We start from the raw sequence: 18,384 nt of genomic DNA on the forward strand, positions 1-18,384 counted from the left end.
TATCGGTAGACTATGCCGACTTGTCATCATCCATGAACGCCTGCATTGCAGGCGTTCATGTTTGTGGAATAACAGAATAAATGAACCTATTAAAATCGCTGGCGGCCGTCAGCTCGATGACCATGTTTTCACGCGTGCTTGGCTTTGCGCGCGACGCCATTGTGGCAAGGGTATTTGGGGCCGGGATGGCGACGGACGCCTTCTTTGTTGCTTTTAAATTGCCAAATCTGCTGCGCCGAATTTTTGCCGAAGGCGCGTTCTCGCAGGCGTTTGTGCCGATTCTGGCCGAATACAAAAGTAAGCAGGGCGAAGATGCCACTCGCGTTTTTATCTCTTACGTTTCAGGGCTGCTGACGCTTGCGCTGGCGCTGGTTACCGTCTTAGGGATGCTTGCAGCCCCGTGGGTGATTTTGGTTACCGCACCAGGCTTTGCCGACACGGCAGATAAATTTGCGCTAACGTCGAGCCTGCTGCGCATTACCTTCCCGTACATTTTGCTGATCTCACTGGCGTCGCTGGTGGGGGCGATTCTCAACACCTGGAACCGCTTCTCCGTACCGGCGTTCGCCCCAACGTTTCTGAATCTCAGCATGATTGGCTTTGCGCTGTTTGCCGCCCCGCACTTTAATCCGCCGATTCTGGCTCTGGCCTGGGCGGTGACGGTGGGGGGCGTATTACAGCTGGCCTATCAACTGCCGCACCTGAAGAAAATTGGCATGTTGGTGCTGCCGCGTATCAGCTTTAAGGATGCGGGAGCAATGCGGGTTATCAAGCAGATGGGGCCGGCGATCCTCGGCGTTTCCGTCAGCCAGATTTCACTGATCATCAACACTATCTTTGCATCGTTCCTGGTATCAGGCTCGGTTTCCTGGATGTATTATGCCGACCGCCTGATGGAGTTTCCGTCCGGGGTGTTAGGCGTGGCCTTAGGCACTATCTTGCTGCCGTCGCTGGCGAAGAGTTTTGCCACCGGCAACCACGATGAATATTCCCGCCTGATGGACTGGGGGCTGCGTCTTTGCTTCCTGCTGGCGCTCCCAAGCGCAGTAGCGTTGGGGATTCTGGCCAAACCTCTGACTGTCTCTTTGTTCCAGTACGGCAAGTTCTCCGCTTTCGATGCCCTGATGACCCAGCGGGCGCTGGTGGCGTATTCGGTCGGTCTGATGGGGCTTATCGTGGTCAAGGTGCTGGCACCAGGCTTCTACTCCCGGCAGGACATTAAAACCCCGGTTAAAATAGCCATTGTGACGCTGATTTTGACCCAGCTAATGAACCTCGCGTTTATTGGCCCGCTGAAACATGCGGGGCTTTCTCTGTCGATTGGTTTGGGGGCCTGTATTAACGCCTCGCTGCTTTACTGGCAGCTGCGCAAGCAGGATATTTTCCAGCCGCAGGCGGGGTGGACGGCATTTCTGTTGCGCCTGGTTGCTGCCGTGCTGGTGATGTCCGCGGTACTGATTGGGATGATGTACGTTATGCCTGCTTGGGATCTGGGCAATATGCCTTATCGCCTGTTGCGGCTGATGGCGGTGGTGGTGGCCGGCGTCGTCGCTTATTTTGCGACGCTGCTGTTGTTGGGCTTCAGGCTGAAAGATTTTGCCCGCCGCACGGTTTGATTTTTGCTGGGTGGATGACGGTTTCGTCACGCCACCCTATTCTTTATATGTTGAAAGGTTAATTAGGTGACAGAGCGATGAGAGGAATAATCACAACCTGGTTCGAAGACAAGGGCTTCGGATTTATCAAAGATGAAAACGGTGAAAACCGTTATTTCCATGTGATTAAAGTCGCCAACCCGGAGCTTATCAAAAAGGACGCGTCGGTGACCTTCGAACCGGGTACCAATAATAAAGGGCTGTCGGCGTTTGCCGTGAAAGTGGAACCCGAGAGCAAGCATCTGTTTATTGCGGGCGAGCGGCTGAAAATCACCTCGATCAAATCTTTCGTGGTGTACAGCGAAGAAGAGCCCGCGGACGGGAAAATTGATAAAGAAAATGCGGTGCTGTCTGTTGGCCTGCTGATGAACAGCATTCGCCCGAAGGCAGAGAAAAAAGAAGGGGAAATGCGGACGGTGAAAAAACTGGCCGTGACCACGTTCCAGGGCGAAACGCACCTCTTCTCAGAAGATGAGATTGATATTGAGGCGACGGTAAAAGTCCTGAAATCACTGAAATAAGCAAACGGCTGGTCAAGGAGAGTGTTGGCCAGCCGTTTTCATTGGCGAGGAAAATCAGATGGTGATTTTTTTTCCGCCGCGATTGCCCTGCGACGTTGCCTGCCCGTCGGCACCATAGAAGTCCGGTGCCTGATGCGGTTTTAATACGGCAATAGCCTGCTCATTGCGCGTCATTTGGTCTTCCAGTAACCAACCGTTGTGCTGGTTAATGTCCCGCAGGTGCAGGGTTTTTTGCGTAATCGTCTGCCAGCGCTGGCTAATGTCCAGGCTGGTAACCGCCCCGGCGTTTTGTTCCGCGCGACGCTGCTGCTCCAGGTAATCCAGCGTAGCCAGCAGCGAGCTTTTATCTTCAGTTATACGTTGCAGCGCGTTACTGTTTATCTGGCCTGCAGAAAGCTGCAGCTGTTCAGCGTCCATCACCTCTTTCAGTGAATTCAGCACTGCGGTCATTTGGTCCAGCACTTCTAACAGACGACTCACCGTTATTTACTCGACAAATAGCTTTGGGCTTCCTGGATCAGCGCGTCGGCGATTTTGCCGGTATCCATCTTCAGGTCGCCGTTACGAATCGCCGTCTTCAGCGCTTCAACGCGTTCCATGTTGATATCGCCGGTGCCTGGCTGCATCAGTTTGGCCTGCGCATCGCTCAACTTTACGCTGGTGCTGTTGGCGGTGGTGGATTTTTCAAGACGGCTTTTCAGCGTCTGTGGATCGCTGGTTTCACGTGGTTGTACGGTGCTTACCGGTTTCAGTGGCGACGTGCGATCAATGCTCATTGTTCTCTCCTCATCGAGGGGCTCGCGGCGTAAGAGCCAGTCAGTATCATTTGTTGATAGTACTATCGGCAGTCGCCGCGGAATCTTTAAAAAGATTATAGATTAATCAGAATATTCCCATCAGCATCCACCGTCCCGCTCACCACCTGCCCTGAAGACATACGAACGCGGGCATTTTGCGCGACAGCGGCGTTATTCAGCGCCTTGCCTTCACCGTTGACGCTAAAGCCTTCGCCGGAGGCAATTACCTGAACCTGCTGACCGGCTTTCACTCGCCAGGCCTGGCGCACCATCGTCTGAATGACCGGCTGCCCGGGCGCAATATCCCGGAGCGAAACCGCGTCTGTGGCCTGGCCGAGATCCAGCATAGTGCGTGGTGGCAGTTGGTCAAGGCGGCCCTGTGTTAACTGCACGCTATTGGCATCGATCCTTGAACCGCGGGCGATAGGGCGACTGGCAACCACATACTGTCCCGTGGCGATCACCTGAACCTGAATAAATCGTTTGTCGCTGCCGCAGCGTGCCATAACGCTGACGTTGCCCCACAGTTTGGCATTGCCGGGCGTTGAGAATTCTGGCTGAGGGCAGGTGGGAAGCTGAGCCTCCGGCGTTTTCACTTTGACGCTGACGTCTTCGCTGATCCCCGCCAGCCGCTGTTGAAAATACTCAGTCAGCGGCCCATCGAGTGCGCTCGCCAGGGCCAACTGACTGACCAGTAAACTGGCTATGCCGCTCAAGATTTTCAGGCTTCTCATCGCGCTTCTCCGTATTCAGATTGCGGTGATTTTAACCGCGAGCCGTTTTGATCAAGGCGATAAATAGCGACGTATTTTGCGTTTATTCCACCCATCGCGTACGCGTAAGGCGCTTTAAGCTTTCGGACGATTCCTAATTCTATGGACTATGGAGGAAGCATGCTCGATAAACTGGACGCCGCACTGCGATTTCAGCAAGAAGCGCTTAATTTGCGTGCCCAGCGCCAAGAGATTCTGGCCGCGAATATCGCCAATGCCGACACGCCGGGCTTTCAGGCGCGCGATATCGACTTTGCCAGTGAAATGAAAAAAGTGATGGAGCGCGGACGCGTTGAAGGAGGCGGCATGTCTCTGGCGCTCACTTCGGCACGCCATATCCCGGCACAAACCCACTCCACTCCGTCGCTCGATCTCCTCTACCGCGTACCTGACCAGCCCGCCATGGACGGTAACACCGTCGATATGGACCGTGAACGTACGCAGTTTGCCGATAACAGCCTGAATTATCAAACAAACCTCACGGTGCTTGGTGGGCAAATCAAAAGCATGATGTCGGTGCTACAGGGATAATCGATGGCCTTACTCAATATTTTCGACATCGCCGGTTCGGCTATGACGGCCCAGTCCAAACGCATGAACGTGGCGGCAAGTAACCTCGCCAACGCCGACAGCGTCACCGGACCAGACGGTCAGCCTTACCGTGCAAAACAGGTCGTTTTCCAGGTGGATGCTGCCCCAGGGGCTGCGACCGGTGGCGTTAAAGTGACCAAAGTGATTGAGAGTGATGCGCCCGATAAGCTGGTCTTCCAGCCGGGTAACCCGCTCGCGGACGCACGCGGCTATGTGCGTATGCCTAACGTCGATGTGGTCGGAGAGATGGTCAACAGCATGTCCGCCTCCCGCAGCTACCAGGCCAACGTCGAGGTGCTCAACACCGTGAAGGGCATGATGATGAAAACGCTCACTCTCGGTCAGTAACAGGAGCCTATATGTCCATTGCAGTCAAAATGAACGATCCGACTAACGATGTTGATCCTACGGCTGGAGCATCAAAAAACAGCCTGACCGGCAACAGCGCGGCAGACCTGCAGGGGAGCTTTCTGACCCTGCTGGTGGCGCAGTTAAAAAACCAGGACCCGACCAACCCGATGCAGAACAACGAACTGACCACGCAGCTGGCGCAGATCAGTACCGTTAGCGGTATCGAAAAACTCAACACCACGCTGGGCTCGGTTTCCGGGCAGATCAATCAGAACCAGTCCCTGCAGGCCAGTTCGCTGATTGGTCATGGCGTCATGATCCCGGGCAACAAAATTCTCGCGGGGACCGATTCAAAAACCAACACCATCAGCACCACGCCGTTTGGCGTCGAGCTGCAGCAGGCGGCGGACAAAGTCACGGCCACCATCTCCGATAAAGACGGCAAAGTGGTTCGTACTATCGAGATTGGTGGGCTGAGTGCCGGGGTGCATACCTTTACCTGGGACGGCAGCGCCAACGACGGCACCAACGTGCCGGATGGCTCTTATACCGTGGCAATCAATGCCACTAATGGTGGGACACAGCTGGTGGCTCAGCCGCTGAACTTCGCCATGGTGAGCGGGGTTATCAACGGCAAAGATGGCCTCAAACTGGATCTCGGGACCTACGGTTCTACGACCCTCGATGCAATCAGGCAAATTATTTAAGCCTATAACCTAAGCAGGAGTAAGACATGGCGTTTTCTCAAGCGGTCAGCGGCTTAAATGCTGCGGCCACCAACCTGGACGTGATTGGTAACAACATTGCCAACTCCGCCACCTACGGTTTTAAATCCGGCTCGGTCTCTTTTGCCGATATGTTCGCAGGCTCTAAAGTAGGCCTGGGCGTTAAAGTGGCGGGCGTGACCCAGAACTTTGGCGACGGTACCACCACCAGCACCGGCCGTGGCCTGGACGTGGCTATCAGCCAGAACGGTTTCTTCCGCCTGGTGGATAGCTCCGGCTCCGTATTCTACAGCCGCAACGGGCAGTTCAAGCTGGACGAAAACCGCAACCTTGTGAACATGCAGGGCCTGCAGCTGACCGGCTACCCGGCAACCGGTACGCCGCCAACCATTCAGCAGGGTGCCAACCCGGTAGGTCTGTCCGTGCCAAACACGCTGATGGCGGCGAAAACCACCACCACCGCGTCCCAGCAGATCAACCTGAACTCCACCGACAAACTGCCAACGGTCGGGACGTTCAATCCAGCCGATGCGAACAGCTACAACAAGAAGGGCACGGTAACCGTTTACGACAGCCAGGGTAACGCCCACGGCATGGACGTGTACTACGTGAAGACCGCAGACAATACTTGGCAGGTCTACACCAAAGATTCCTCCGTGGCGGGCTCTACGCCAACCTCAGCAGGGTTTATGCGTTTCGACAATAACGGCAACCTGCAGGGGATTACTGCCAATGCTGCCGATCCGATTCCAAACCCGAACACGCTGCCAACCAGCATCAACGTAACCACCGGCGTCACCAACGGCGCGACGCCTGCTACCTTCGCGCTGAGCTTCCAGAACTCCATGCAGCAGAACACCGGGTCTAACAACATCGTGGCGACCAACCAGAACGGCTACAAGCCGGGCGACCTGGTCTCTTACCAGATTAACGATGATGGCACCGTGGTCGGGAACTACTCCAACGAGCAGACCCAGCTTCTGGGGCAAATCGTGCTGTCCAACTTTGCGAACCCTGAAGGTTTGCAGTCCCAGGGCGATAACGTCTGGACCGCGAGCAACTCTTCCGGCGTTGCGCTGCTGGGCCTCGCGGGAACGGGGAACTTCGGGACCCTGACCAGCGGAGCGCTGGAGTCTTCGAACGTGGATCTGAGTAAAGAACTGGTCAACATGATCGTCGCGCAGCGTAACTATCAGTCGAATGCGCAGACCATCAAAACCCAGGACCAGATCCTCAACACCCTGGTTAACCTGCGCTAAGCGCCTGAAGGGACGGCTTAATGGATCATGCAATCTACACCGCCATGGGCGCTGCCAGCCAGACGCTGAATCAACAGTCAGTCACGGCGAGCAACATGGCGAACGCTTCGACACCGGGCTTCCGCGCGCAGCTTAATGCTTTGCGTGCTGTCCCGGTTGAAGGGCTTTCTCTGCCAACCCGTACCCTGGTGATTGCTTCAACGCCAGGGGCCGATATGACGCCGGGTCAGCTGGACTACACCTCGCGCCCGATGGACGTGGCTTTGCAGCAGGATGGCTGGCTGGCGGTGCAGACGCAGGACGGCGGAGAAGGCTATACCCGCAACGGTAACATTCAGGTCAGCCCTGCCGGTCAGTTGACCATCGGTGGCCGGCCCGTTATCGGCGAAGGTGGCCCTATTGCGGTACCGGAAGGTTCGCAGCTCACCATTGCTGCGGACGGGACTATCTCCGCGTTGAACCCGGGCGATCCGCCAAATACCGTGGCGCCGATTGGCCGACTGAAGCTGGTGAAAGCCACGCAGCAGGAAGTCGTGCGTGGTGATGACGGGCTGTTCCGTTTGAACCCCGCCGCCCAGGCAACACGCGGTGCTATAGCCCAGGCCGACCCAACCATTAAGGTGATGTCCGGCGTACTGGAAGGCAGCAACGTCAAACCGGCAGAAGCGATGGCGGACATGATCGCCAACGCCCGTCGTTTTGAGATGCAGATGAAAGTTATCGCCAACGTTGATGAAAACGAACAGCGCGCTAACACGCTGCTGCAAATGACCTAACGCCCGGCTTACTTATTACAGGATTCAAACATGATCAATTCTTTATGGATCGCCAAAACGGGTCTTGATGCACAGCAAACCAATATGGATGTGATTGCCAACAACCTGGCAAACGTCTCCACCAACGGTTTCAAGCGTCAACGCGCCGTGTTTGAAGATTTACTTTATCAAACCATCCGTCAGCCGGGGGCTCAGTCTTCTGAGCAAACGACGCTGCCGTCGGGTTTACAGATCGGGACCGGTGTTCGTCCGGTAGCCACCGAGCGTCTGCACAGCCAGGGCAACCTGTCTAAAACGGACAACAGCAAAGATGTGGCCATCAAAGGCGAAGGCTTCTTCCAGGTTCTGCTGCCGGACGGAACCGCTGCCTATACGCGCGACGGTTCCTTCCAGGTTGATCAGAATGGCCAGCTAGTGACGGCGGGTGGTTTCCAGGTACAGCCTGCGATTACCGTGCCTGCAAACGCGCTGAGCCTGACTATCGGCCGTGACGGTGTGGTAAGCGCAACCTTGCAGGGGCAAACCGCACCAGTACAGGTTGGGCAACTGAACCTGACGACCTTTATGAACGACACCGGCCTGGAAAGTATTGGTGAGAACCTCTACACCGAAACGCAGGCGTCCGGTGCGCCAAACGATTCCACGCCGGGATTGAACGGCGCAGGTCTGCTCTATCAGGGCTATGTTGAGACCTCAAACGTAAACGTGGCTGAAGAGCTGGTAAACATGATCCAGGTTCAGCGCGCCTACGAAATCAACAGCAAAGCGGTCAGCACTACTGACCAGATGCTGCAAAAACTGACGCAAATGTAAGGCGTTTGCCGGCGCGTGAAAGCGCGTCGGCTGCCGTGACCTGAAGATGAAAGCAATGCAAAACCCAATGGTGCTCCGTCCTGTTCTCCTGAGTCTGGTGTTTGCCGTAAGCGGCTGCGCCTTAGTACCAAGTAAACCGCTGGTTGAAGGCGCCACGACCGCCCAGCCGGTGCCTGGTCCTGCGCCAACGATTAACGGTTCAATATTCCAGACCGCGCAGCCGATGAATTACGGCTATCAGCCGCTGTTTGAAGACCGTCGTCCGCGTAATATCGGCGACACCCTGACCATCCAGCTTCAGGAAAACGTCAGCGCCAGTAAGAGTTCCTCGGCGAATGCCAGCCGCGATGGAAAATCCTCTCTCGGCTTCGATACGGTTCCGACGTTTGCATCGGGATTACTGGGAGGAGGAAAAGCTGACCTGAACGCTTCCGGCAGCAATGGCTTTAACGGCAAAGGCGGCGCCAACGCCAGCAACACCTTCAGCGGCACCTTAACGGTAACGGTCGATCAGGTGCTGGCCAACGGAAACCTGCACGTTGTAGGTGAGAAACAGATTGCCATCAACCAGGGGACGGAGTTTATCCGGTTCTCTGGCGTAGTGAACCCGCGCACCATCAGCGGCAGCAACACCGTTGCGTCGACCCAGGTGGCGGATGCCCGAATTGAGTATGTCGGTAACGGCTACATTAATGAAGCGCAGAATATGGGCTGGCTGCAGCGCTTCTTCCTTAACGTATCGCCGATGTAAGCGAGGGTACCATGGTTAAATATTTATTCGGGTTAGTTGTGCTGATGACCGCAGCTTATGCCTCAGCTGACCGCATTCGTGACCTGACGACCGTGCAGGGCGTGCGTGAAAACTCCCTGATTGGCTACGGCCTGGTGGTTGGGCTGGACGGTACCGGTGACCAGACGACGCAAACGCCGTTTACCACACAAAGCCTGAACAACATGCTTTCCCAGTTGGGCATTACCGTGCCGACCGGTACTAACATGCAGCTGAAAAACGTGGCGGCAGTGATGGTGACGGCAAAATACCCGGCGTTTGCGCGAGCAGGGCAAAACATTGATGTTGTTGTTTCGTCCATGGGTAATGCGAAGAGCCTGCGCGGCGGTACGCTGCTGATGACGCCGCTCAAAGGCGTGGATAACCAGGTTTATGCCCTGGCACAGGGTAACGTCCTCGTGGGTGGTGCGGGCGCAGCGGCAGGTGGCAGCAGCGTCCAGGTGAACCAGCTTAACGGCGGGCGTATCACCGGCGGTGCGGTCATTGAGCGTGAGCTGGCCGGGACTTTCGGCAATGGCAACACCCTCAACCTGCAGCTTAATGATGATGATTTCAGCCTGGCCCAGCGGATCACCGACACCATTAACCGCTCCCGTGGTTTTGGCAGCGCAACAGCGCTGGATGGCCGTACGATCCAGATCCGCGTGCCAAGCGGCGGTAGCTCTCAGGTTCGTCTACTGGCGGATATTCAGAACCTTGAAGTGAGTATGCCGGTGCAGGATGCGCGCGTGGTGATCAACTCTCGCACAGGTTCCGTGGTGATGAACCGCGAAGTGACGCTGGATAACTGCGCCGTTGCGCAGGGTAACCTGTCGGTGACTGTTAACCGTCAGAACCAGGTCAGTCAGCCGAATACGCCATTTGGCGGTGGTCAGACCGTCGTGACGCCGCAAACCCAGATTGATTTACGCCAGAGCGGCGGTTCGGTACAGCGCGTTAATTCCAGCGCGAACCTGAATAACGTGGTGCGTGCGCTGAATGCGCTGGGTGCATCGCCTATCGATCTGATGTCTATCCTGCAATCCATGCAAAGCGCAGGCTGCCTGCGTGCGAAACTGGAAATCATCTAATGCTGACTGACGCCCGTTCACTTGCCAATGCCGCGTTTGATGCCAACTCGCTCAATGATTTAAAGGCGAAGGCCGGACAAGATCCTAAGGGTAACCTGAAAGAGGTGGCTCATCAGGTGGAAGGGATGTTCGTGCAGATGATGCTGAAAAGTATGCGTGAAGCGCTGCCGAAAGATGGTCTTTTCAGCAGCGAGTCCACGCGGATGTATACCAGCATGTATGACCAGCAGATAGCTCAACAGCTGAGTGCGAAAGGACTGGGGCTGGCGGATGCGATGGTCAAGCAAATGAGCAACGAGCAGATCGAGCCGTCGGAAACGGCGGGGCAGGTGCCAATGAAACTCGATCCGCAAACGGTCACCAGCTACCAGAACCAGACGCTAACGCAAATGGTGCGTCAGGCCGTGCCTCGGGCGCCTTCTAACGAAGAGCCGATGAGCGGAGACAGTAAAGACTTCCTCGCGCAACTCTCGCTGCCAGCGCGTTTAGCCAGTGAAGCCAGCGGCATTCCACACCACCTGATTCTGGCGCAGGCTGCGCTGGAGTCCGGCTGGGGGCAGCGTCAGATCCGCACCGAAAAAGGCGAGCCGAGCTTTAACCTGTTCGGCGTCAAGGCGACGTCGGGCTGGAAAGGGCCGACCACGGAAATCACCACCACCGAATTTGAAAACGGTGAGGCGAAGAAGGTGAAAGCGAAGTTCCGTGTATATAGCTCGTACCTGGAAGCACTTTCTGACTACGTTGGCTTACTGACGAAAAACCCACGCTATGCTGCCGTGACAAATGCATCTTCAGCAGAGCAGGGCGCTCAGGCGCTGCAAAATGCCGGTTATGCAACAGATCCGAACTACGCACGCAAGTTGACCGGCATGATCCAGCAGCTGAAAGCCATGAGCGACAAGGTCTCCAAAGCTTACAGCACTGATTTGTCGAATTTGTTCTGAACAGACTCAAGTCCCGTGGCCTGCTGCCGATAATAGGTAGCAGAACCTTTGACCACACGCTATCAAGGAACCTTCATGTCCAATAGCCTGATTAACAGCGCCATGAGTGGCCTGAGTGCTGCCCAGGCGGCATTAAGCACCGTCGGCAATAACATTTCTAACTATAACGTAAGCGGTTATACCCGCCAGACGACGATTCTGTCCCAGTCAAAAAGCACCCTGACCGGGGGCGGCTATATTGGCAACGGCGTGTATGTTAACGGCGTGCAGCGTGAGTACGACTCCTTTATTACTAACCAGCTGCGTGCGGCCCAAACGCAAAGCAGTGGGCTGACAACTCAGTACCAGCAGATGTCAAAAATTGACAATATTCTGTCCGGGACGACCAACTCGCTGTCAAAAACCATGCAGGATTTCTTCTCTGGCCTGCAGACCCTGACCAGTAATGCTCAGGATCCGGCGGCTCGTCAGGCGCTGTTGGGCAAAGCTGATGGCCTGGTAAACCAGTTTAAGGTCACTGACCAGTACCTGCGCGACCAGGACAAACAGGTTAACCTTTCGATCAGCAGCAGCGTGGACCAAATCAACACCTATGCTAAGCAAATTGCGAACCTGAACGATCAGATTTCCCGCCTGAAAGGTGTGGGCGCTGGTTCAGCGCCGAATGACCTGCTTGATCAGCGCGACCAGCTGGTTAGCCAGCTAAATCAGATCGTTGGCGTAGATGTCAGCGTGCAGGATGGTGGCACTTATAACGTGTCTATCGGCAATGGTATTACTCTGGTGCAGGGCGACACGGCTAACCAACTGGCGGCCGTTAACTCTAGCGCAGATCCTTCCCGTACGACGGTGGCCTTTGTCGATCCGATCGCCGGTAAAGTGGAAATTCCAGAAAGCCAGCTGAACACCGGTTCTCTGGGCGGATTGTTCACCTTCCGTACTCAGGATTTAGACAGCGCCCGTAACCGCCTGGGCCAGATGGCACAAGCCTTTGCCACGGCAATGAACAGCCAGCACACCCAGGGCTATGATGCTAACGGTGATAAAGGAACCGATATGTTTACTATCGGTGGCCCAACCGTAGTGAGCAACAGCCGCAATACCAGCGGCACGCAGCTCACTGCCACCACCACCGACAGCAAGCAGATTCAGGCCAGCGATTACAAGGTTGAGTTTGTAGGCGGAAACTGGAAAGTGACCCGTCTGTCTGACAACGCCAATATTAATCCCGGCACGACAACGGACGCAGGCGGCAACGTGAGCCTGAACTTTGACGGGCTGAAAGTTGGCGTGAGCGGCACCCCAGCCAACAACGAAAGTTTCACCGTTAAACCGGTATCCGACGCGGTGGTGAACATGAGTCTGGCCGTGAAAGATGAGGCGAAACTGGCGCTGGCAAGCGATCCTACTTCAGGCAAGAGCGATAACCGTAACGCCCAGGCCATGCTGGATCTGCAAAACTCCAAGCAGGTCGAAGGCAACAAATCGTTCAACGATGCGTATGCCACTCTGGTCAGCGATGTGGGTAACAAAACCGCAAGCCTGAAAGTAACCAGCACAACTCAGGGGAACGTGGTGACGCAGCTAACCAAGCAGCAGCAATCTATCTCGGGAGTTAGCCTCGATGAAGAGTATGGCAACCTGCAGCGTTACCAGCAGTACTACATGGCTAACGCCCAGGTCCTTCAGACTGCATCAACGCTGTTTGATGCGTTGCTGAACATTCGCTAACGGGAGCCAGAGTCATGCGTATCAGTACCCAAATGCTATATGACCAGAACATGCGCGGCATCAGTGACGCGCAGAGTTTATGGCTGAGTTATGGCGAGCAGATGAGCACCGGTAACCGCGTTAACCGGCCATCAGACGACCCTATCGCAGCGTCTCAGGCAGTGGTGCTTTCTCAGGCCCAGTCCATGAATGACCAGTACAAACTGGCGCGTACTTTTGCGACCCAGAAGGTTTCGCTGGAAGAGAGCGTTTTGCAGCAAACGGTCTCTTCAATACAAAGCGCCCAGGAGAAAGTTGTTTATGCTGCCAGCAGCGGAACGCTGAGTGATGACGACCGTGCCTCACTGGCAACCGATCTTGAAGGTATCCGTAACCAAATATTGAACCTGGCCAACAGCACCGACGGGAATGGCCGTTATATTTTCGCTGGTTATAAAACAGAAGCGGCGCCGTTTACCGGTGGGGCAGGTAGCATCACCTATCAGGGCGGAACGATTCCGATTACCCAGCAGGTTGACACCGCCAGGACTATGACGATTGGCCATACCGGCAATGATGTTTTCAATCGCATCTCCAGTAACGCCACGCCGGAACCCGATGGTTCACCGAGCGAGACTAACATCTTTAATATGCTGGACTCAGCTATCGCAGCCTTGAAAACGCCAACGGCCGGATTGGACGACGCAGGTAAGAAAGCTCTTGATGCGGCTGTCGCAAAAACAAACCGTGGCCTGAGCAATGCCCTGAGCAATGTGTCCACCGTGCGCGCTGAGTTAGGTACCCAGCTCAATGAGCTGAGCAAACTGGATGACCTGGGCAGTGAGCGGGCGCTGGCGCAAACTGACCAAATGAGCCAACTGGTGGGCGCCGACTATACGGCAACCGTCTCTAACTATGTCCAGCAGCAGGCTGCGCTCCAGGCTTCTTATAAAGTCTTCACTGATTTGCAAGGCATGTCACTGTTCCAGCTTAATAGCCGATAGCCTTTAACGTTTTGGGCGCGTTATGAAACTGAACGCGCTTTATATGCCCGCTTCCGCACCCCGGAGCGGGCTTTTTTTTGTATAAATTTCACCAGCCGCAAACTTCGTGCTCGTCTTCCGTGTCATAGGCGCGCACGGTATTGACCAGCTCTTTGACCACTTCGGCGGCGACGTCCGGGATCAGGAGCGTCATTGGCGTTTCGGTTTCATAGTCAACCGAGACGCCGTTGCTGTTGTTGGTGACGCTGACGGTATAGGTTGCTTTGCCCATCATGAGTGCCTCTGGCTGTTGACCACTTTACCCAGGCCGGTGCCTTCCAGCTTCGCTTCAGGAGAGGCGAAGAAATCGATATTGAAATAAGTGTCATCGGTCAGAAGCTCAATGCGGTGCCACTTCTGCGGCGGGGAAATAGCAAAGGATCCGGCCTCAATAACGATTTCCACGTCGGGAGCCGTGGCGTCGGCGTCGGGAAAACCAAAATATTTCACCGCGCCTTGCATGACGGAGAGGCGACCAAAAACGCCGGCTTTGGTGTTGTGGTGAGTAAATAAAGCGCCAGGGGCGGTCTCTTTCGTCCAGAACGGCGTGGCGCGGGTATGTAGATAGTTTTTGGGAATAGTCAGCATAATAAGATTCCTTCTTGCATTACATTGAGCGGAGCACTTCCGGGGCGACAAAAAAGTCGATGTTGAAGACTGCATCCTCGGTGATTAGCTCGAGGTGATGCCATTTCTCAGGTGGAAATACGCCGAAGTGGCCCGCTTCAACGATCAGTTCTGTTTCTGGCTCGGGCGTGGTGGCGTCGGCATAGCCCAGGTAGCGAACCTTGCCTTGCATGACGCTGAGGCGAGGGTAAACGCCGGGGCGAGTACCTTTATCGAGATGCCGCCGAAACAGGCCTGTGGGAGCAGAGTCTTTATCCCAGAAGGGAGAAGAGCGGGTATGAATGCAGTTTTGCGGTATAGGGAGCATGTTACGTTTCTCCTCAATAAATCCTGCAAGTATTACATCATACAATTGATGGTTGTTTTTATCATAAAGTGCATTTTAAATGCATCTTATGGATTGACGCTTATCTCACTTTTTAGCCCGTTCAGGGCAATAAAAAAGCCGGTCAAGTGACCGGCTTTTTACTTAGCGCTGGAAATTACTCCACGCTTTGTGGGCGAGTGGCTGGTGCCGTGGCCTGATGGCTGGCGCTATGACCGCCGGCAGAGCCTTTCCCGCTGAAGCCAAAGTCCGGGCGAACCCAGTCGCTTTGGCGCGGTGCTTCCGGAGTATATTCCGGAGCCGGGGCACGGGTCATTGGCGCTGTTGCGTGCTTAGCGGCAATTGGCTCGGCATGAACCTCTGGTGCTACAGGCGCGGTTTCTACCGCTGGCGCTGCGTCCACAACAGGTTTTACCTCTTCAACCACTGCAACCGGCGCTTCTTCAACCGTTGGAGCTTCTGCAGCCACCGGCGCTGGTTCGCTGGCTTCTGCAACCACTTGAACAGTTTCTTCCTCTGCAGGCGTACTCTGTTCCACGATCTCTGCGACAGGCGCTTCTTCCACTACGGCAACCGGCTGCGGCTCTTCAGCCACCGATGCTTCAATCACTTCTGGATGGGCTGTTTCCACCACGGCAGCTTCAACAACGGTTTCCACCGCTTTCACCGGCTCAATAACCTGAGTTTCTTCAACAGGGGCAACGGCTTCTACTGCTGCAGCCTCAGCCACGTTGACGTGCTGAACGTCTTCGTGAGCCTGGAAGGCCTCTTCCTGAACAAGCTGATCCTGTGGACGAGCAACAGGGTAAGTGATGAACACTTTCCCGGATGCCAGCTCTGGAGAGGCACAGGCGGCAGCCAGTGGCATTGGAGATACTGCCGGGTAACGCTCATCACGATAGCGACGGCGACGCTGGCCGCTGACGCGCAGGTGACGAGGGGAGCGACGTGAACGGCGCGGCATACCGGCAGTATCACGGTTTTCACCGTTTTCATCCTGTTGCTCTGCATTCACCGGGGTTTCTACAACCGCCGGCAGTGCAATCGGTGCCTGCTCGATGCTGGTCTGTGCAACCTGAGTTTCTTCCACAGCAGCGGTATCGGCAGATTCGAAGCGAACTTTCTGGTTCAGCTGACGCGGCTTACGGCGCTGCATAACCTGAGTACGTTCTTCCTGATCGGCATCCTGCTCAACAACGTTGTCCTGCTGCAGCGCTTTGACTTCCTGCTGTGCCTGACGTTTCTCATCAGAGCGACGGCGGTTACGCTCGCGACGTGGCTGTTGCTCGTCACGGGACTTCTGCTGTTTTTCAGCATCGTCAACGGCTGTTACAGCGTTCTGGCGAACTTCGCGTGACTCCGAGTTCTGCTGCTGACCGTTACGACGGTTACGACGATTGTCGTCACGACCTTCGCGCGGTTCGCGAGCTTCACGGGTTTCATTGTTGCGGTCATCGCGGTTATTACGATTGTCGCGATCGCGGTTGTTACGATCACCGCGTTCATTACGATCGCCACGATCGCGGCGGTTGTTCTGACGGCGGTTATTGTTACGACGATCCTGACGCTGGGCATCAGAGCCAGTTGCTTTTTCTTCCTTCACTTCTTTCACTTCAGCAGCAGCGCTGTCGCCGGCGAAGAGTTTTTTCAGTGCAGAGAAGAAGCGGCTAACCAGACCTGGCTGTGCCGAGGTATCTGCTTTTGGCTGAGCGGCTGGTTTCGCTGCGGCAACAGCAGGTTTCTCCGCCGTGGTTTCCTGTGGCGCAGGTGGCACTTCTGGCATCACAAAGGTGGCCAGAGCAGGCTGCTCAGGGCGCTTACGCTCGGTGTACTCTTCGTCGGATGGCACCGCCATCTCTTCTTCATGCAGCTTAGGCAGCATGTAGCTCAGAGTCTGCGTTTCTTCGCCTTTACGTACGCGCAGTACGGAGTAGTGCGGGGTTTCCATCTGATCGTTTGGCACGATAATCGCGCGCACACCGCCCTGGCGTTTTTCAATGGCGCTTACCGCATCACGTTTTTCGTTCAGCAGGTAAGAGGCAATCGGCACTGGGACGATGGCGTGAACTTCTTTGGTGTTCTCCTTCAGCGCTTCTTCTTCAATCAGGCGCAGAATGGAGAGCGACAGGGATTCGTTATCACGAATGGTGCCGGTGCCGCTGCAGCGAGGGCAGACGTGGTGACTGGACTCGCCAAGGGACGGGCTCAGACGCTGGCGTGACATTTCCAGCAGGCCAAAACGTGAGATATGGCTGATCTGGATACGTGCCCTGTCCTGGCGAACGGCTTCACGCAGGCGGTTTTCAACCGCGCGCTGGTGGCGAACCGGCGTCATGTCGATGAAGTCGATAACGATCAGGCCGCCAAGGTCACGCAGGCGCAGCTGACGGGCAATTTCATCGGCCGCTTCAAGGTTAGTGTTGAAAGCGGTTTCTTCGATATCGCCGCCGCGGGTTGCACGCGCGGAGTTGATGTCGATGGCGGTCAGAGCTTCGGTGGTATCGATAACGATAGAGCCACCGGACGGCAGACGGACTTCACGCTGGAAGGCGGACTCAATCTGCGACTCAATCTGGTAGTGGCTGAACAGCGGAATTTCACCGGTGTAGAGCTTAATTTTGCTGCTGAAATCCGGTCGGCCCAGGGCGGCAATGTGCTGGCGAGCCAGCTCAAGTACTTTCGGGTTATCGATCAGGATTTCGCCGATGTCCTGGCGCAGGTAATCGCGGAAGGCGCGGACGATAACGTTGCTCTCCTGGTGAATCAGGAAAGGAGCAGGGCGGTTCTCAGCGGCCTTCTGAATGGCTTCCCAGTGCTTAAGACGGAAGCTCAGATCCCACTGCAGCGCTTCGGCAGACTTGCCCACGCCTGCGGTACGTACGATAAGACCCATACCGTCTGGCAGTTCAAGGGAAGAAAGCGCTTCTTTTAATTCAGTACGGTCATCACCTTCGATACGACGAGAAATGCCACCGGCGCGAGGGTTGTTTGGCATCAGCACCAGATAGCTGCCCGCAAGGCTGATAAAGGTGGTTAAGGCCGCGCCTTTGTTGCCACGCTCTTCTTTATCAATCTGGACGATCACTTCCTGGCCTTCGCGCAGAACGTCTTTGATGTTCGGGCGACCGTGGGAAGAGTAGTTCGAAGGGAAGTATTCGCGAGCGATTTCTTTCAGAGGAAGGAAACCGTGTCTTTCTGCGCCATAATCAACAAACGCCGCTTCCAGACTTGGTTCAATACGGGTGATTTTGCCTTTATAGATGTTTGCTTTTTTCTGTTCGTGTCCTGGGCTTTCAATATCCAGATCGTACAGACGTTGCCCATCTACAAGGGCGACACGCAACTCTTCTTGCTGAGTTGCGTTAATTAACATTCTTTTCATCGTAACTTACTCATTATTCTTACATTGGCGACAGAGCTGCGGGCATGGTGACGCTAACCGGGAGTGAACCGATGGCCTCGTGACTAAACGCGTGTCGCCAACCTCACGGTTGTCGTTTGCTGAGAGGCGCAAAGTGTCGGTTGCCTGTATTTCATACGGAAATACAGCGCAATTATCGTGGGAATAACCTTAGAATATTTCTTAAGAGTTGATTCCATATTACCGGTCAGGC

General features: G+C 55.3%; 20 protein-coding genes. 13 read left to right on the plus strand and 7 right to left on the minus strand.

Annotated features, from left to right (window positions below; translation table 11 throughout):
• Positions 1-80 precede the first annotated feature (80 nt).
• Both murJ and LH23_RS13355 read left to right on the plus strand, forming a co-directional pair.
• Positions 81-1,616: a murein biosynthesis integral membrane protein MurJ gene (murJ, locus tag LH23_RS13350; RefSeq protein ID WP_039291838.1), complete on the plus strand. Its 1,536-nt coding sequence runs from the start codon at positions 81-83 to the stop codon at positions 1,614-1,616.
• Positions 1,617-1,693: 77 nt separating this feature from the next.
• Positions 1,694-2,176: a cold-shock protein gene (locus LH23_RS13355; protein ID WP_039291841.1), complete on the plus strand. Its 483-nt coding sequence runs from the start codon at positions 1,694-1,696 to the stop codon at positions 2,174-2,176.
• 54 nt (positions 2,177-2,230) lie between these two features.
• On the opposite strand, the gene flgN is transcribed toward LH23_RS13355, so the two are convergent.
• The 3 genes from flgN to flgA all read right to left on the minus strand — a co-directional run bounded on the left by flgN (position 2,231) and on the right by flgA (position 3,707).
• Positions 2,231-2,656, minus strand: a complete 426-nt coding sequence (flgN, locus tag LH23_RS13360; RefSeq protein ID WP_039291842.1) for a flagella biosynthesis chaperone FlgN — start codon at positions 2,654-2,656, stop codon at positions 2,231-2,233.
• Between the two features lie 2 nt (positions 2,657-2,658).
• Complete coding sequence (flgM, locus tag LH23_RS13365; RefSeq protein WP_039291844.1) at positions 2,659-2,952, minus strand: flagellar biosynthesis anti-sigma factor FlgM; 294 nt, start codon at positions 2,950-2,952, stop codon at positions 2,659-2,661.
• Positions 2,953-3,047: 95 nt separating this feature from the next.
• Positions 3,048-3,707 (minus strand): flagellar basal body P-ring formation chaperone FlgA, encoded by a 660-nt coding sequence (flgA, locus tag LH23_RS13370; protein ID WP_039291846.1) that lies wholly within the window; start codon positions 3,705-3,707, stop codon positions 3,048-3,050.
• A gap of 159 nt (positions 3,708-3,866) precedes the next feature.
• On the opposite strand from flgA, the gene flgB reads away from it, so the two are divergent.
• From flgB to flgL, 11 genes are all read left to right on the plus strand, one after another.
• Entirely contained in the window at positions 3,867-4,277 is a 411-nt protein-coding gene (gene flgB, locus LH23_RS13375; RefSeq protein ID WP_038473701.1) for a flagellar basal body rod protein FlgB, read from the plus strand.
• 3 nt (positions 4,278-4,280) lie between these two features.
• Positions 4,281-4,685: a flagellar basal body rod protein FlgC gene (flgC, locus tag LH23_RS13380; protein ID WP_008453499.1), complete on the plus strand. Its 405-nt coding sequence runs from the start codon at positions 4,281-4,283 to the stop codon at positions 4,683-4,685.
• A gap of 11 nt (positions 4,686-4,696) precedes the next feature.
• Positions 4,697-5,395 carry a flagellar hook assembly protein FlgD gene (flgD, locus tag LH23_RS13385; protein WP_039291850.1) on the plus strand — a complete coding sequence of 233 codons (699 nt, stop codon included), beginning with the start codon at positions 4,697-4,699 and terminating at the stop codon, positions 5,393-5,395.
• A 26-nt stretch (positions 5,396-5,421) separates the two neighbouring features.
• A complete protein-coding gene (flgE, locus tag LH23_RS13390) occupies positions 5,422-6,672 on the plus strand; it encodes a flagellar hook protein FlgE (RefSeq protein ID WP_039291852.1) in 1,251 nt (416 codons plus the stop codon).
• Between the two features lie 20 nt (positions 6,673-6,692).
• Positions 6,693-7,448 carry a flagellar basal body rod protein FlgF gene (locus LH23_RS13395; RefSeq protein ID WP_008453495.1) on the plus strand — a complete coding sequence of 252 codons (756 nt, stop codon included), beginning with the start codon at positions 6,693-6,695 and terminating at the stop codon, positions 7,446-7,448.
• Positions 7,449-7,478: 30 nt separating this feature from the next.
• Positions 7,479-8,261 carry a flagellar basal-body rod protein FlgG gene (flgG, locus tag LH23_RS13400; protein ID WP_039291854.1) on the plus strand — a complete coding sequence of 261 codons (783 nt, stop codon included), beginning with the start codon at positions 7,479-7,481 and terminating at the stop codon, positions 8,259-8,261.
• Positions 8,262-8,316: 55 nt separating this feature from the next.
• Positions 8,317-9,012 (plus strand): flagellar basal body L-ring protein FlgH, encoded by a 696-nt coding sequence (locus LH23_RS13405; RefSeq protein WP_139827400.1) that lies wholly within the window; start codon positions 8,317-8,319, stop codon positions 9,010-9,012.
• An 11-nt stretch (positions 9,013-9,023) separates the two neighbouring features.
• The gene (locus LH23_RS13410) at positions 9,024-10,121 is read left to right on the plus strand and encodes a flagellar basal body P-ring protein FlgI (RefSeq protein WP_039291860.1); all 1,098 of its coding nucleotides are present in this window, start codon (positions 9,024-9,026) and stop codon (positions 10,119-10,121) included.
• Positions 10,121-11,065, plus strand: coding sequence for a flagellar assembly peptidoglycan hydrolase FlgJ (gene flgJ / locus LH23_RS13415; RefSeq protein WP_039291863.1), 945 nt, complete (start codon positions 10,121-10,123; stop codon positions 11,063-11,065). Before LH23_RS13410 ends, flgJ begins: the two co-directional genes overlap by 1 nt.
• A 75-nt stretch (positions 11,066-11,140) precedes the next feature.
• On the plus strand, positions 11,141-12,796 hold the full coding sequence (flgK, locus tag LH23_RS13420) for a flagellar hook-associated protein FlgK (protein ID WP_039291866.1): 1,656 nt from the start codon (positions 11,141-11,143) through the stop codon (positions 12,794-12,796).
• A 14-nt stretch (positions 12,797-12,810) separates the two neighbouring features.
• The gene (gene flgL / locus LH23_RS13425; protein ID WP_039291869.1) at positions 12,811-13,779 is read left to right on the plus strand and encodes a flagellar hook-associated protein FlgL; all 969 of its coding nucleotides are present in this window, start codon (positions 12,811-12,813) and stop codon (positions 13,777-13,779) included.
• An 88-nt stretch (positions 13,780-13,867) separates the two neighbouring features.
• On the opposite strand, the gene LH23_RS13430 is transcribed toward flgL, so the two are convergent.
• From LH23_RS13430 to rne, 4 genes are all read right to left on the minus strand, one after another.
• Positions 13,868-14,050 (minus strand): DUF1869 domain-containing protein, encoded by a 183-nt coding sequence (locus LH23_RS13430; protein WP_008453480.1) that lies wholly within the window; start codon positions 14,048-14,050, stop codon positions 13,868-13,870.
• Positions 14,050-14,406, minus strand: a complete 357-nt coding sequence (locus LH23_RS13435; RefSeq protein WP_039291872.1) for a DUF1971 domain-containing protein — start codon at positions 14,404-14,406, stop codon at positions 14,050-14,052. Before LH23_RS13435 ends, LH23_RS13430 begins: the two co-directional genes overlap by 1 nt.
• Before the next feature lie 19 nt (positions 14,407-14,425).
• Positions 14,426-14,752, minus strand: a complete 327-nt coding sequence (locus LH23_RS13440) for a DUF1971 domain-containing protein (RefSeq protein WP_039291874.1) — start codon at positions 14,750-14,752, stop codon at positions 14,426-14,428.
• A 175-nt stretch (positions 14,753-14,927) separates the two neighbouring features.
• The gene (gene rne / locus LH23_RS13445; RefSeq protein ID WP_039291877.1) at positions 14,928-18,152 is read right to left on the minus strand and encodes a ribonuclease E; all 3,225 of its coding nucleotides are present in this window, start codon (positions 18,150-18,152) and stop codon (positions 14,928-14,930) included.
• Positions 18,153-18,384 lie beyond the last annotated feature (232 nt).

The sequence above is a fragment of the Cedecea neteri genome, assembly GCF_000758305.1.
Lineage (GTDB): Bacteria > Pseudomonadota > Gammaproteobacteria > Enterobacterales > Enterobacteriaceae > Cedecea > Cedecea neteri_C.

Bases quoted from the DNA above. Each gene is read 5' to 3' on its own strand.
- murJ (WP_039291838.1), top strand. From the start codon at position 81: ATGAACCTATTAAAATCGCTGGCGGCCGTCAGCTCGATGACCATGTTT.
- LH23_RS13355 (WP_039291841.1), top strand. From the start codon at position 1,694: ATGAGAGGAATAATCACAACCTGGTTCGAAGACAAGGGCTTCGGATTT.
- flgM (WP_039291844.1), bottom strand. From the start codon at position 2,952: ATGAGCATTGATCGCACGTCGCCACTGAAACCGGTAAGCACCGTACAA.
- flgA (WP_039291846.1), bottom strand. From the start codon at position 3,707: ATGAGAAGCCTGAAAATCTTGAGCGGCATAGCCAGTTTACTGGTCAGT.
- flgB (WP_038473701.1), top strand. From the start codon at position 3,867: ATGCTCGATAAACTGGACGCCGCACTGCGATTTCAGCAAGAAGCGCTT.
- flgC (WP_008453499.1), top strand. From the start codon at position 4,281: ATGGCCTTACTCAATATTTTCGACATCGCCGGTTCGGCTATGACGGCC.
- flgD (WP_039291850.1), top strand. From the start codon at position 4,697: ATGTCCATTGCAGTCAAAATGAACGATCCGACTAACGATGTTGATCCT.
- flgE (WP_039291852.1), top strand. From the start codon at position 5,422: ATGGCGTTTTCTCAAGCGGTCAGCGGCTTAAATGCTGCGGCCACCAAC.
- LH23_RS13395 (WP_008453495.1), top strand. From the start codon at position 6,693: ATGGATCATGCAATCTACACCGCCATGGGCGCTGCCAGCCAGACGCTG.
- flgG (WP_039291854.1), top strand. From the start codon at position 7,479: ATGATCAATTCTTTATGGATCGCCAAAACGGGTCTTGATGCACAGCAA.
- LH23_RS13405 (WP_139827400.1), top strand. From the start codon at position 8,317: ATGCAAAACCCAATGGTGCTCCGTCCTGTTCTCCTGAGTCTGGTGTTT.
- LH23_RS13410 (WP_039291860.1), top strand. From the start codon at position 9,024: ATGGTTAAATATTTATTCGGGTTAGTTGTGCTGATGACCGCAGCTTAT.
- flgJ (WP_039291863.1), top strand. From the start codon at position 10,121: ATGCTGACTGACGCCCGTTCACTTGCCAATGCCGCGTTTGATGCCAAC.
- flgK (WP_039291866.1), top strand. From the start codon at position 11,141: ATGTCCAATAGCCTGATTAACAGCGCCATGAGTGGCCTGAGTGCTGCC.
- flgL (WP_039291869.1), top strand. From the start codon at position 12,811: ATGCGTATCAGTACCCAAATGCTATATGACCAGAACATGCGCGGCATC.
- LH23_RS13430 (WP_008453480.1), bottom strand. From the start codon at position 14,050: ATGGGCAAAGCAACCTATACCGTCAGCGTCACCAACAACAGCAACGGC.
- LH23_RS13435 (WP_039291872.1), bottom strand. From the start codon at position 14,406: ATGCTGACTATTCCCAAAAACTATCTACATACCCGCGCCACGCCGTTC.
- LH23_RS13440 (WP_039291874.1), bottom strand. From the start codon at position 14,752: ATGCTCCCTATACCGCAAAACTGCATTCATACCCGCTCTTCTCCCTTC.
- rne (WP_039291877.1), bottom strand. From the start codon at position 18,152: ATGAAAAGAATGTTAATTAACGCAACTCAGCAAGAAGAGTTGCGTGTC.